Annotated in this window: 10 protein-coding genes; all 10 read left to right on the top strand. The window is 65.9% G+C overall.

The annotated features are described in order from the left end of the window. Window positions 1-10 precede the first annotated feature (10 nt). The 10 genes from KLP40_RS07755 (at window position 11) to KLP40_RS07710 (ending at window position 13,315) form a co-directional block, all read left to right on the top strand. Window positions 11-1,345: a TldD/PmbA family protein gene (locus KLP40_RS07755; RefSeq protein ID WP_215593202.1), complete on the top strand. Its 1,335-nt coding sequence runs from the start codon at window positions 11-13 to the stop codon at window positions 1,343-1,345. Window positions 1,346-1,362: 17 nt separating this feature from the next. Continuing rightward, a complete protein-coding gene (locus tag KLP40_RS07750) occupies window positions 1,363-2,670 on the top strand; it encodes a carboxypeptidase-like regulatory domain-containing protein (protein WP_215593201.1) in 1,308 nt (435 codons plus the stop codon). A gap of 84 nt (window positions 2,671-2,754) precedes the next feature. After that, window positions 2,755-4,404, top strand: coding sequence for a TldD/PmbA family protein (locus KLP40_RS07745; protein WP_215593200.1), 1,650 nt, complete (start codon window positions 2,755-2,757; stop codon window positions 4,402-4,404). Between the two features lie 158 nt (window positions 4,405-4,562). Further along, the gene (locus KLP40_RS07740) at window positions 4,563-4,928 is read left to right on the top strand and encodes a four helix bundle protein (RefSeq protein WP_215593199.1); all 366 of its coding nucleotides are present in this window, start codon (window positions 4,563-4,565) and stop codon (window positions 4,926-4,928) included. Window positions 4,929-5,069: 141 nt separating this feature from the next. Continuing rightward, window positions 5,070-6,395 (top strand): TldD/PmbA family protein, encoded by a 1,326-nt coding sequence (locus tag KLP40_RS07735; RefSeq protein ID WP_215593198.1) that lies wholly within the window; start codon window positions 5,070-5,072, stop codon window positions 6,393-6,395. A gap of 159 nt (window positions 6,396-6,554) precedes the next feature. Beyond that, window positions 6,555-7,178: a DUF4159 domain-containing protein gene (locus KLP40_RS07730; RefSeq protein ID WP_215593197.1), complete on the top strand. Its 624-nt coding sequence runs from the start codon at window positions 6,555-6,557 to the stop codon at window positions 7,176-7,178. Window positions 7,179-7,225: 47 nt separating this feature from the next. Further along, window positions 7,226-8,203: an AAA family ATPase gene (locus tag KLP40_RS07725; RefSeq protein WP_215593196.1), complete on the top strand. Its 978-nt coding sequence runs from the start codon at window positions 7,226-7,228 to the stop codon at window positions 8,201-8,203. 115 nt (window positions 8,204-8,318) lie between these two features. Further along, a complete protein-coding gene (locus KLP40_RS07720; RefSeq protein WP_215593195.1) occupies window positions 8,319-9,191 on the top strand; it encodes a DUF58 domain-containing protein in 873 nt (290 codons plus the stop codon). 261 nt (window positions 9,192-9,452) lie between these two features. After that, window positions 9,453-11,018 (top strand): BatA domain-containing protein, encoded by a 1,566-nt coding sequence (locus KLP40_RS07715; RefSeq protein ID WP_215593194.1) that lies wholly within the window; start codon window positions 9,453-9,455, stop codon window positions 11,016-11,018. Further along, window positions 11,015-13,315 carry a DUF4175 domain-containing protein gene (locus tag KLP40_RS07710; protein WP_215593193.1) on the top strand — a complete coding sequence of 767 codons (2,301 nt, stop codon included), beginning with the start codon at window positions 11,015-11,017 and terminating at the stop codon, window positions 13,313-13,315. Before KLP40_RS07715 ends, KLP40_RS07710 begins: the two co-directional genes overlap by 4 nt. Window positions 13,316-13,333: the final 18 nt, after the last annotated feature.

The raw sequence follows: 13,333 nt of genomic DNA, 5'->3' as shown, positions 1-13,333 counted from the left end.
ATTAGATTACATGGCCATTCTTTCCCAGACCGAAGCCCAGGCAATCCTTAAAAAGGTAATTGGCTTCAGCACCGCCGACGAGTGTGAAGCCACGCTCAACGGGCAGTCGGGCGGCAACGTGCGCTCGGCCCGCAACGCCATCAGCACCAGCGGCGGCATCGATAACGTGAGCCTCGTGGTGGAAGCCCGGTTCGGCAAACGCTCCGGCGTAGCCACCTGCAACCAGTTCGACGACGCCACCCTGCGCTCCTGCGTGACGCGGGCCGAGGAAATTGCCCGCCTCGCCCCCGAAAGCCCCGAGTACATGCCCCTGCTCGGGCCCCAGCAGTACCTGGCCTCGCCCCAGAGCTTTGCCAAAGCCACCGCCGACATCACGCCCGATTACCGCGCCGCCCAGGTGGGCAGCAGCATGGCCATCTGCGAGGAGAAGAAGGTGAGCTCGGCCGCCTTCCTCAACGACTCGGCCGGCTTCGTGGCCAAGCGCAACAGCAAGGGCCTGGAGGCCTACCAGCAGCTCTCGGGCCTGGAGTTCAGCATCACGGTGCGCACCCCCGACGGCACCGGCTCGGGCTACGCCACGGCCGATTACAACGACGCCAGCAAGTTCGACGCGAAAACCCTGACCCGCATTGCCGCCGACAAAGCCGCCGGCTCGCGCAACGCCAAGGCCCTGGAGCCCGGCAAGTACACCGTCATCCTGGAGCCCGCCGCCCTGGTGGCCAACACCGACGCCTCGCTGCTGCAGGCCCTGATGAGCGCCCTCGACGCCCGCAACGCCGACGAGGGCCGCTCCTTCCTCAGCAAAAAGGGGGGCGGCAACCGCAAGGGCGAAAAGCTCTTCGATGAGCGCGTGACCATCTACTCCGACCCCACCCACGCCGAAGTGCCCGACCTTACGTTCTCAGGCGACGGCCGGCCCCAGCAGAAGATGACCTGGATTGAGAAGGGCGTGGTGAAAAACCTGTACACCTCCCGCTACTGGGCCCAGAAAGCCGGCATCCCCGACATTCCGCGCCCCGGTGGCTGGATTATGGAAGGCGGCACCCAGAGCGTGCAGGACCTGATCAAGAGCACTGCCAAAGGCATCCTCGTTACCCGCCTCTGGTACATCCGCCCCGTTGATCCGCAGACGCTGCTCTACACCGGCCTCACCCGCGACGGAACCTTCTACATCGAGAACGGCAAAATCAAGTTCCCGGTGAAGAACTTCCGCTTCAACGAGTCGCCGATTATCATGCTCAACAACCTGGAAGCCATCGGCAAGCCGGTGCGCGTGGGCGGCAACCTGGTGCCCCCGCTCAAAATCCGCGACTTCACCTTCACCAGCCTCTCGGACGCCGTCTAGCATCACAGATGGCGCAGATGGCACAGATGAAAAGGATTCGTTCGGCTGGTTGCTTACCCGCTTCCCCGAATGAATCCATTTCATCTGCCCCAGCTCTGATCGAGACTAAGTCATTACATCTGTACCAGCTGTACTGTATGAAGAGCAGGCACTTCCTTTTGCTGTCCCTTGGCTTTGCTGTCAGCGTGAGTGCTCACGCCCAGAAGCTCAGTGGCAAAGTGCTCGACGCCGGTACTGGTCAGCCGATACCGTATGCCAGCGTGGGCGTGCCCGGCACCAGCCAGGGCACGACCAGCAACGCGGAAGGCGAGTTTGAGCTAGCTGGCAAGCTACCGGCGCGGCTCATCGTGTCGGAGCTGAGTCACCGGGCCGATACGGTGGCCCTGACGGCGGGCCAGACGACGGTAGTGGTGCGCCTGCAACCGGCGGCCGTGGCCCTGCCCGACGTGGTGCCGGGGGCTTACACGACCGAGCTTATCCGCAAAGCCTACCGCCACTTGCAACGCACCAACCGCCCGACTTATGGCCAAGCATTTTACCGGCAGATAACCCGCCTCGACAATGACCCGGTTGAAGTTCAGGAAATGGTCTGGCATACTGAAGCGAGCGGCATCGGAATCGAAAAAACCGCCCCTTATCAGGGCCGGTACGCGGAGAAGAAGGCGCTGCTGAAGTTCAAGGATTTTTCACTTTACACGCGTGGAGTAACCGTCACGAGCCTGAGTGGTGATTCCACAAAATCCAAACAGACCTTGAGCCTGGATCCCACGGCCAGTTGCACTTTCCAGCTGCTGGGCATCAGTTCGGACGGGAACCGGGAACTGGTGGAAATCGGGTTCAAGGATAAGACCAATCCGGAGCGGGAATACGGTAGCTTGCTGATTGATGCTAACTCGTATCAACTGCTACGCTACCGGCTGGTTACTTGTATTTTCAGCACGAAAATCAATAATCCGCTTTTCAAGCTCCAGAATAACAGCACTGCTTTTGAGTGGGTATTCCGGCCGACAGCAGACGGTGCTACGGTGCTGGATTATCTGAAAGTAGACCATCAGGAAACCCTGAAGCGCCACCTGAAACCAGATATGAGCGTGCGGGCATCCGCCTTCACGGTCTTGTACGGCGGTCGGGCTACGGCACCCGCCAACGTCACCTATCACTCTGCCAAAAAGGGAGATGGGGCTGACCTGCAAGCCATCAAAAATCTACCCTACGACCCGGCTTTCTGGCAGAACAATTCGGTGGTAAAACGCACGCCGCTGGAAGAAGCCACCATCAAAGCCTTCGAGCAAAAAGGCGCTTTCGGCACCCTGCTCACTCCCTGACACGGCCTAAGCAAGTACGCCGTGCGCATTCCGTCCATCAGAACAAATCCTTTTCATCCCTTCCATCTGCAACATCTGTGATTTATGAAAAGACGTGACTTCGTGGGCCTGACGGGCCTGGCCGCCGGGGCCCTGTGGCTGCCCGCTATTCCTGGCTTTGCCGGCGACGTGGTAGACCCGCTGCGCCTGCTGGAGCCCGGCCTGGATGTGGCCGTGAAAAAACGCCTGGCCGACGCGGCCCTCAACGCGGCCAAAGCGGCCGGGGCCACCTACGCCGACGTGCGCATCGGGCGCTACCTCAACCAGGGCGTGTTCACCCGCGAAAAGCAGGTGCAGAACATCGTGAGCTCGGAAAGCTTCGGGGCCGGGGTACGGGTGCTGGCCGGCGGCACCTGGGGCTTCGCCTCCACCAATACCGTAACCGAGGCGGGCATCGCCAAGGCTGCTCAGCTGGCCGTGCAGATTGCCAAAGCCAACAGCAAGGTGCAGAAGGAGCAGGTGAAGCTGGCGCCCCAGAAAGGCCAGGGCGAGGTGTCGTGGAAGGCGCCCATCCAGCGCAACGCCTTCGAAGTGCCTATTAAGGAGAAGGTGGACCTGCTGCTGGCCGCCAACGCCGCGGCCATGGACAACGGGGCCTCGTTCGTGAACTCGGTGCTGTTTCAGGTGAACGAGCAGAAGTACTTTGCCAGCACCGACGGCTCCTACATCGACCAGGATATTCACCGCATCTTCCCCACCTTCGGCGTGACGGTGGTGGACCGCAGCTCGGGTAAATTCCGCAGCCGCCAGGCGCTCAGCTCGCCCATGGGGCTGGGCTACGAGTACCTCTCGCCCAAGGCCGAAGACAAGCTACCCGGGCCCCAGGGCTCCGACGTTATCGGCTACCGCAACAGCTACGACATGCTGGAGGACGCGGCCCGCGCCGCCAAGCAGGCCAAGCAGAAGCTCACCGCCAAATCGGTAACCGCCGGCAAGTACGACCTCGTGCTCGACCCCCACCATTTGGGTCTGACCATCCACGAATCGGTGGGCCACCCGCTGGAGCTCGACCGGGTGCTGGGCTACGAAGCCAACTACGCCGGCACCAGCTTCGCGACGCTGGAATGGAAGGCCAAAAACCAGCCTTACGGCTCCAAGCAGGTGAATATCGTGGCCGACAAACGCCAGCCCGGCTCCCTGGGCGCCGTGGGCTGGGACGACGAAGGCGTGCCGACCAAGGAATGGATGCTCATCGACCAGGGCAAGCTGGTAGACTACCAGAAAATCCGCGACCAGGCCCACATCGTGAACCAGCAGGAGTCGGACGGCTGCTGCTATTCGCAGTCGTGGCAGGACGTGCAGTTCCAGCGCATGCCCAACGTGAGCCTCAAGCCCGGCACCCAGAAGCTGAGCGTGGACGAGATGGTGAAGAACGTGGACAAGGGCATCTACATTGCCGGCAACGGCTCGTTCTCCATTGATCAGCAGCGCTACAACTCCCAGTTCGGGGGCCAGGTGTTCTACGCCATCGAGAAGGGCCGCATCACGGAAATGCTCGAGGACGTGGCCTACCAGACCAACACGCTGGAGTTCTGGGGTTCCTGCGCCGCCGTCTGCGACGCGTCGGACTACCGGTTCGCGGGCTTCTTCAACGACGGCAAGGGCCAGCCCAGCCAGAGCTCGGCCGTGAGCCACGGCTCGAGCACCACGCGCTTCAACGCCGTGAACGTGATTAATACCGCGAGGAAAATTTAATGTGTCTTGAATGTGGAGAATGTGGGGTGAATGTGCTTTTAATGCGGGAAATGTGGGTTGAAAGTGAAAACGCACCTAATCAGCCGACAACTACACTATTCACATTCAATCCACATCTCCCACATTAAGAGCACATTCTCCACATTAAAATATACCCCATGTTGGCCCCCGCCGATAACCCTGTTTTGCGCCTGACTTTCGAGTTGTCGTTGCAGGTGATGGCGTTTGTGGAAGAGATGGAGAAAGTTCGTCGGTTTGTGCTCGCGCAACAAGTGCTGCGCAGCGCGACATCCATCGGGGCCAGTATGCGGGAGGCCCAACACGCCGAAAGTCGGGCCGACTTTATTCATAAGTGTAAGATAGCGGCCAAGGAAGCGGAGGAAACGGACTACTGGCTGCAGCTCTGCCGGCACGCCCCCAACTACCCAACTCCGGCCGCCGAAATATTCGATACGCTGCAACAAGTCCGCCGTTTGCTGGCGCGCATTATCACGAGCAGTAAGGCCAATGCGAACAGCACCTGAGAGGCATTAGCTGCGCCAACCACCTATCCCATTATTGAGCACATTAAACACATTCCGCACATTCCATCACACGGCTACGGCCACCTATTCCATTATTGAGCACATTAAACACATTCTTCCACATTCCGCACATTCCATCACATGGCTATCCTTTCCAAAGACGAAGCCCAGGCCATCCTTAAAAAGGTACTCAGCTTCAGCACCGCCGACGAGTGCCAGGCCAGCCTGAACGGGCGCACCACCGGCAACGTGCGCTACGCCCGCAACTCGGTGAGCACGGCCGGGGCCACCGACAACGTGAGCCTGGCCGTGGAAGCGCGCTTCGGCAAACGCGCGGGCATTGCCACCGCCAACGAGTTCGACGATGCCACCCTGCGCCGCTGCGTGCAGCGGGCCGAGGAAATTGCCCGCCTCGCCCCCGAAGACCCCGAGTACATGCCCCTGCTCGGGCCCCAGCAGTACCTCACGCCCGTGGCCTACGCCGCCAGCACCGCCGCCATCACCCCCGACTTCCGGGCCCGGGCCGCCGGCGACAGTATCGGGCTGTGCGTGGCCAAGAACCTGACGGCCGCCGGCTACCTCGAAGACGGCGCCTACTTCCAGGCCCTGCGCAACAACAAGGGCCTCGAAGCCTACCAGCAGAGCACCAGCGTGGACTTCTCCATCACGGTGCGCACGCCCGACGGCACCGGCTCGGGCTACGCCACGGCCGACTACACCGACGCGGCCAAATTCAACGCCAAAAACCTGACCCAGCTGGCCGCCGACAAGGCCGCCGGCTCGCGCAACGCCAAGGCCCTGGAACCCGGCAAGTACACCGTCATTCTGGAGCCCGCCGCCCTGGCCTCCGACGAAGGGCTGCTCAACAACCTCATGTACAGCCTCGGGGCCCGGGAAGCCGACGAGGGCCGCTCCTTCCTCAGCAAAAAGGGCGGCGGCAACCGCAAGGGCGAAAAGCTCTTCGATGAGCGCATCAGCATCTACTCCGACCCGCTCAACGCGGAGGTGCCCAGCGGCGTGTTCGACTACGAGGGCCTGCCGGTGAAGCGCATGAGCTGGGTGGAAAAAGGGAAGGTTTCGAACCTGTACTACTCCCGCTACTGGGCCCAGAAAACCGGTCAGCAGCCCACCGCCTTCCCCGGCAACTGGATTATGGAAGGCGGCACCCAGAGCGTGCAGGACCTGATTAAGGGCACCGCCAAGGGCATCCTGGTGACGCGCCTCTGGTACATCCGCGACGTGGACCCGCAGACCTTGCTCTACACCGGCCTTACCCGCGACGGAACTTTCTACATCGAGAACGGCAAAATCAAGTTTCCCATCAAGAACTTCCGCTTCAACGAGTCGCCGGTGATTATGCTCAACAACCTGGAAGCCATCGGTCGCCCAGTGCGCATCGGCGGCAACCTGGTGCCCCCGCTCAAAATCCGGGACTTCACCTTCACTAGCCTCTCCGACGCGGTGTAGCCAGCCGCTGGCCACGCTACGCGCCCTGCCGCAAGCCCCATCCGGTGGTTCCGGGTGGGGTTTGTTTTGCCAGGGCTTGCGTTGCCGCGGCCCGGGAGCCACCTTTTGTGTCTGCCCGCGTCTTTACGCCGTTTCCCTTCCTCTTCACTCTCTGCCTGCATGCCCGCGCCCTTCACCTTCGTTCGTCTGCAATACCGCTCCGGCGACTGGGACGCGGTGGATGAGCGCATGCCGGCCAACCTGCTTCATTCCCTGGTGCAGTACACCAAGGTACCCGTTGCGCCCAAGGAGAAAGTGGTGGCCCTGGATTCCCCGGAGCTGTTCCGCTACCCGTTCTGCTACCTCTCGGGGCACCGGCTGGTACAGTTTTCGGCGGCGGAAAAAAAGAACTTCGAGCAGTACGTGCGCGGGGGCGGCTTCGTGTTCGTGGACGATTGCAACCACGACATCGACGGGCTGTTTGCGCGCTCCTTCGAGGAGCAGATGCGCGTGTGCTTCGGGGCGGGGGCGCTGAAGAAGTTGCCGGGCTCCCACCCGCTTTACTCCCAGTTTTTCCAGTTTCCGGAAGGCCCGCCCAACACCGGTTTTGAGCTCAACGGCTGGGGCGACGACCTGGTGCACGACTACCTCAAGGGCATCGAAATCGACGGCCGCCTGCGCGTGCTCTACTCCAACAAGGACTACGGCTGCGAGTGGGACTACGACTTCCGCAACAAACGCTTCCTGGCCGAAGACAACACCAAGTTCGGCGTGAACATCATTCTGTACGCCCTCACGGCCTGACGGGTAGGGATGCGTTGCACGCGTCCCTGCTCCCCAACTCTTTCCTTATGACCGAACAAGACGTAACCCGCCTGCTGCAGAAACTACCCCAACTCAAACAGGAAATCGGAAAGGTGATTGTGGGCCAGCACGAGGTGCTGGACGAAGTGCTGGTGGCTTTGCTGGCCGGCGGCCACGCCCTGCTGGAAGGCGTGCCGGGGCTGGCCAAAACCCTGCTCGTGCGCACCCTGGCCCAGGCCACCGGCCTGCCCTTCCGCCGCATTCAGTTCACCCCCGACCTGATGCCGACCGACATTCTGGGCACCGAGATTCTGGAGGAAGACCACGGCACCGGCCACCGCTCGTTCAAGTTCAACCCCGGCCCCATCTTCGCCAGCCTGGTGCTGGCCGACGAAATCAACCGGACCCCGCCCAAAACCCAGGCCGCCCTGCTGGAGGCCATGCAGGAGGGCCACGTGACCTACGCCGGCCAGGAGCACGCCCTGCCCAAGCCCTTCTTCCTGCTGGCCACCCAGAACCCGATTGAGCAGAGCGGCACCTACCCCCTGCCCGAAGCCCAGCTCGACCGGTTCCTGCTCTACGTGCGCATCGGCTACCCCACCGAACAGGAGGAGCTGGCCGTGCTCACCGGCACCACCGGCACCGCCCGCCCCGAGGTGCAGCCCATCCTGAGCGGCGACGACGTGCGCCAGCTCCAGCTCCTGACCCGGCAGGTGAGCATCAGTGAGGAGCTGGTGCAGCTGGTTAACCGCCTGGTGCGGGCTACCCGGCCGGCTACTTCGGAGGTCAAGTTCATTCAGGATTACGGCCGCTGGGGCGCCGGTCCCCGCGCCGGCCAGGCCCTGATTCTGTGCGCCAAGGCCCGGGCTTTGCTGCAAGGCCGCTTCGCTGCCACCCCCGACGATGTGCGCGCCCTGGCCCCGGCCGTGCTCCGCCACCGGGTGCTGCTCAACTTCAACGCCGAAGCCGAAAACCTGACCACCGACGACGCAGTAGTCGCCCTGCTCAAGGCGGTGGCGGTTTGAGTTGTCAGTTGCTAGTTGTCGGTTGTTAGTTGTCAGCTTTTCAAACGCTGAACCAAGGCACCGACAACTGACAACCGACAACTAGCAACTGACAACTACCAACCGACAACTCACTATGCTCACCCCCGAATACCTCCACGCTCTGCATAACCTGCCGCTGGCCGCCAAGCGGGCGGCTGAGGGGCTGCTGCACGGGGCCCACCTGAGCCGGCGCAAGGGGGCGGGCATGGAGTTCAGCCAGTACCGCCCCTACCAGCCCGGCGACGACCTGCGCCGCCTCGACTGGCGCCTGGCCGCCCGCTCCGACCGCTACTACCTGCGCGAGTCGGAGGTGGATACGAGTCTGGTGGTACACCTGGTGCTGGATGCCTCGGCCAGCATGAACCACCAGGACGATAACGGCCTGACCAAACTGCAGTACGGCCGCCTGCTGTGCGCGGCCCTGGCCTACGTGGCCACCCAGCAGGGCGACGCGGTGGCCCTGACGGTGCTGCAACCCGCCGGCCTGCTCCACCTGCCACCCCGCGCCGATGCCCGCCAGCTGCCCCGCCTCTACCACGCCCTGGAAACCGCCGAAGCCGCCGGCCGCTTCCCCGACGCGGCCACCCTGGCCCCCCTCACCGCCCGCCGCCAGCCCGCCCTCACCATCTGCGTAAGTGATTTGTACGAGGAAGACGGCGAGATTGAGCGCCTGCTCACCCGCCTGCGGGCCGCCTCGGGCGAGGTGCTGCTGCTCCACCTGATGGCCCACAACGAGCTGGAATTCACCTTCCGCGGAGCCGTGACGTTCGAAGACCTCGAAACCGGCCGCCAGCTCCAGCTCAACGCCGACCAGCAGCGCCGGGCCTGGCAGCAGCACTTGCAACCCTGGCTGCGCGCCACCGCCCAGCGCGCCCGCACCCACGGCTTCGATTACCACCAGCTCAACACCGCCGAGCCCCTCACCGCCGCCCTCCGCGAATTCCTGCACCGCCGCAACCGGGCGTAGTTTGTTGGTAGGTGGTAACTGGTTTTTGGCTGCTGAAAAGAACGTCATTCCGAGCTTGCCGAGGAATCTCGCGTGCTGACGTTGCCAGAGTGATCCTAACGTGAGGTTAGCAGCACAACATCAGCCCGCGAGATGCTTCGCGATGCTCAGAATGACGTTCTTCCCCATCGAATAACGAACAACGACAAACAACCGCCCGCCTAAAGTTGCGTCTGTACTGCGGCGTTGCCACCTTGACCTTCCGAAACTTACCGCTGTTCCTTGTCCCCGATTTTCTTCTCCCATGCGGCCACGGGCTGGCTGGCCCTGCTGGGGCTGGCCCTGCCGCTGGCCATTTACCTCTGGAACCGTCGGCCGGGGCGGGTGGTGCGGGTGGGCAGCGTGCGGTGGCTGGAGACGGCGGCCAACCAGCGCCTGCGCAGCCTCAAGCCCGAACAGCTGCTGCTCTTTCTGCTGCGCTCCGCCGTGCTGGGCCTGCTGGCCCTGGCCCTGGCCGAACCCGCCCAGCGCCTGCCGCCCCCCCCGCGCCGCGGGCAGGTGCTGCTGGCCCCGGGCATCACGGCCGCGGCGCTGGCGCCCGTCCGCGACGTGCTGGACTCCCTGCGCCGGCGCGGCTACGAGCTGCGCCAGCTGGCGGAACGCCGGCCCCTGAGCGCGCCCGTCGGGTGGGCGGCCATCGGATTGGGCGACACGACCCAGGCCCCGGCCCGGCTGCGGGTTGATTCCGTTTTCGCGCCCGCGCCCAACCTCTGGCACACGGTGCAGCTGGCCGCCGATTCCCTGCCCGGCCGGCCGCTGGTGGTGGTGGCTTCGCTTGATCTGGCCTCGTTCCGGGGTACGCGGGTGGCCCTGCCGGCCGCCGTGCGCTGGCTCCCGCTGCCCCCCGCCGATTCCAGCCGCTGGCCCGTGGCCGCCTGGCAGCCCCACCCCGATAGCCTCGTGGTGCTGGTGGCCGCGGGGACGGAAGCTGCCATTGCTTACCGGCAAGTGCGCCTGCGGCGGCCGGCCGTGGGGCAGCCCCTGCCGGGTAGCTGGGGTAGCAGTGAAATCCGGCTGACGGCTCCGCGGGAGCTGGTGGTGACCGTAAACGGCCGCCGCCGCCCGCTGCCCCTGCTTACCCGCGCGCCCCGCTGGCAGCTGAGCTACGATGCCGCCCACGCCGCTTCGGCCCGGGTGCTGACGGCTGCCCTACGGGCCCTGGTCCCGGTACTGCCGTTGCGCCCCCGCCTCGTGAGCGGCCCCGCCCTACCCGCCACCTCCGATTCGCTCGACTGGCTGTTCTGGCTCCGCGACGCGCCCCTGCCCGCCCGCTGGGCCAATGCCCCCGGGCTGCAAACCTGGCAGGAGGCCCCCACGGGGGCGAAAGGCCCGGCCATCTGGTTCCGGCCCGCGGGCTCCGGCTCCGCGCTGGCCGTGGCCCGGCTCGATACCGTTTCGCCCGCCGGGGCCGCTACCCTGTGGCCCACGGCCGCCGGGCGCCCCCTGCTGAGCTGGCAGGCCCCGGGCCGCTACCGCCTGCATACCCGCCTCGATGCCGCCTGGAGCCGCCTGGCCGACAGTCCCGAGCTGCCCGCCCTGCTGCTGCCCCTGCTGCTGCCGCCCACTCCGCCCGCCTTCCAGCCCGATTCCCGCCTGATTTCCCTGGCTCAGCTGCACGGCCCTGCAGGGACGGCGGACACTGAAGTTTCCGCCCCTCCCGCCGGCCCCACCCGGCCGCTGGCGCCGTGGTTGGTGCTGGGGGCCGGGCTGTTGTTCGGGCTGGAGCGCTTGCTGGCCGCCCGCCGCCCGGCCCGTCCGGTTTCCACCGCTAATCCGCTTTCGTCATGACGGCTGCTCCCGTTCTTACTTCCGCCACCCCGGCGGCTCCGGCCGAATTCGTGAAGGCGGCCGGCCGGAGTAGGGCCCGGCGCCGTACCCTGGCGCTGCTGCTGCCGGCGCTGGCGGCGGCCGGGCTGCTGCTGGCGGCACGCAGCTGGCCGGGGGCCGGGCCGGCGCTGGCGGGAGCGGCCCTGGCGGGTCTGCTGCTGCTGGGGGCCCGGCTCTGGTACATCTGGCACGAAACCCCGGCCGCCGTGGCCGCCCGCCTTAACCGCCACCACCCGGCCCTCGAAGACAGCACCGCCCTACTCCTGCGCCCGGGCTCCGACCTAAACCTGCTGGAAAACCTGCAACAGCAGCGCCTGCTCAGGCGCCTGCCCGAGCTGGCCGCGGCCGCTCCGCTGCTGCCCGTGAGCTTCCGGCCGGCCCTGGGCGCCACGGCCCTGCTGCTGGCCCTGGCGGCCCTGGTCTGGGGGCAACGGCCCGGTGCGGCCCATACCGCCGCCACCGCCGTGGAAGCGCCCGTGCCGATGCGCTTCACCGAGCCACCGGCCACGCCCGCCGCGGCCCCGCGCCTAACGGCCACGCGGTTGCGGGTGCAGCCGCCCGCCTACACCCGGCAGGCGGCCTTTGCCCCCGCCGGCGCTTCGTTCCGCTGCCCCCGGGAAAGCCGGGTGCGCTGGCGCGTGACGGTGAGCCGGGCCACCCGTACGGCCCCGGTGCTGGAACTGGGGGCGCGCCGCCTGCCCCTGCGGCCCGTGCCGGGCGATTCCACGGCCTTCGAGCGGGAAGAAACGTTGCTGGCATCTACGCTTTACCGGCTGCGGCTGGGGGGCCAGGTATCGGAGGATTATTCCATCGAAGTTGTGCCCGATCAGGCGCCAGTTATCCGTGTTATCAGCCCCAAAGCCTACACGCTGGTGGAATTCGGCCAGCCCCCGCGGGTGAGGATTGACGCCCGCCTCAGCGACGATTACGGCCTGACCCGGGCCCGGCTGGTGGCCACCGTAGCCCAGGGCGAGGGCGAGGCCGTGAAGTTCCGGGAGGTGGTCACCGACCTGAGCGCGGCGCTGGGCGGCCAGCCCGCCACCGCCACCCTGCAGCCGGTACTCAACCTGCCCGCCCTCGGCCTGACTTACGGCGACGAAGTGTACTTCTACCTCCAGGCCTGGGACAACCACCAGCACCTGACCCGCTCCGATACCTACCTCGTGCAGTGGGAAGACACGACGGTGCAGGAAAGCACCCTCGATGCCTCCCTGGGCGTGAGCACGGCCCCGGCCTACTTCCGCAGCCAGCGCCAGATCATCATCGACACCGAAAAGCTGCTGGCCGAGCAGAGCCGGCTTCCGGCCACCACGGTACAGGAACGGGCCAACGGCATCGGCGTGGATCAGAAGATGCTGCGCATGCGCTACGGCAAGTTTCTGGGCGAGGAAACCGACGAAAGCATCGGGGGGGCCACCCGGCCCGATGAGGCTGACGAAGCTGCCGAGCCCGAGCCCCCGGGCATGGGCTCGGTAGTGGCCGAGGACCACACCGAAGCCGAACCCGCCCCCGCCGAAACCCATTCCGCCAACGACGGCCACGACCACAGCCACGACGCCCCCGCCCCCGCGGGCCAGTCGGCCTACGAGGCCCGCACTGCCGAACTGCTGGAGCCCTACATCCACCGCCACGACGACGCCGAAACCGCCGACTTCCTGGAGCCCGCCGTGAAGACCAAGCTCCAGGCCGTGCTCAGCGAAATGTGGGAGGCCGAGCTGCGCCTGCGCACCGGCCGGCTCCGGGAGGCCCGCCCTTATGAGTACCGGGCCCTGCGCCTGCTCAAGGAGGTGCAGCAGCAAACCCGGGCCTACGTGAAAAAGGCCGGCTTTACGCCCCCACCCATGCCCGAGGCCACTACCCGCCTCACCGGCGACCTGGCCGGGGCCACTGCTCCCCGCCGCCAGCGCCAGCGGCCGGCCCCGGCTACCCAGCCCACCCTGCGGGCGGCGTTGCGGGTGCTGGCGCAGCTGCGCGCGGCCGGGCCGGCGCCCGCTGGAGCCGCGGCCGCGCTGGAGCAAGCCGGGCCGGAGCTGTCCCGCGCCGCCCTGAGCCAGCCCGGCCGCTACCTCGGGGCCCTGCGCCAGCTCCGGACCCTCACGACTACCCTGCGCGCCAACCGGGCCCCGGACCGGGCCACGCTGCCCACCCTGGAACGGGCCTTGACCAGTCTGCTGCCCCTGCCGCCGCCCGCGCCCACCCGCACCACCACGCCCGCCAGCGGCCTCACCCGCCGGTATTTCCAGGAGCTGAACCGCTGAGGCGGACCTTTCTGCCGG

Source organism: Hymenobacter piscis (assembly GCF_018760735.1).
GTDB classification, from domain to species: domain Bacteria; phylum Bacteroidota; class Bacteroidia; order Cytophagales; family Hymenobacteraceae; genus Hymenobacter; species Hymenobacter piscis.
Note: the sequence above shows the minus strand (reverse complement) of the source record. Positions and strands in the feature narration are given on the sequence as shown.

What these genes read in the sequence shown, in the direction of transcription:
- KLP40_RS07755 (WP_215593202.1), top strand. Translation starts at nt 11, where the DNA reads ATGGCCATTCTTTCCCAGACCGAAGCCCAGGCAATCCTTAAAAAGGTA.
- KLP40_RS07750 (WP_215593201.1), top strand. Translation starts at nt 1,363, where the DNA reads ATGGCACAGATGAAAAGGATTCGTTCGGCTGGTTGCTTACCCGCTTCC.
- KLP40_RS07745 (WP_215593200.1), top strand. Translation starts at nt 2,755, where the DNA reads ATGAAAAGACGTGACTTCGTGGGCCTGACGGGCCTGGCCGCCGGGGCC.
- KLP40_RS07740 (WP_215593199.1), top strand. Translation starts at nt 4,563, where the DNA reads ATGTTGGCCCCCGCCGATAACCCTGTTTTGCGCCTGACTTTCGAGTTG.
- KLP40_RS07735 (WP_215593198.1), top strand. Translation starts at nt 5,070, where the DNA reads ATGGCTATCCTTTCCAAAGACGAAGCCCAGGCCATCCTTAAAAAGGTA.
- KLP40_RS07730 (WP_215593197.1), top strand. Translation starts at nt 6,555, where the DNA reads ATGCCCGCGCCCTTCACCTTCGTTCGTCTGCAATACCGCTCCGGCGAC.
- KLP40_RS07725 (WP_215593196.1), top strand. Translation starts at nt 7,226, where the DNA reads ATGACCGAACAAGACGTAACCCGCCTGCTGCAGAAACTACCCCAACTC.
- KLP40_RS07720 (WP_215593195.1), top strand. Translation starts at nt 8,319, where the DNA reads ATGCTCACCCCCGAATACCTCCACGCTCTGCATAACCTGCCGCTGGCC.
- KLP40_RS07710 (WP_215593193.1), top strand. Translation starts at nt 11,015, where the DNA reads ATGACGGCTGCTCCCGTTCTTACTTCCGCCACCCCGGCGGCTCCGGCC.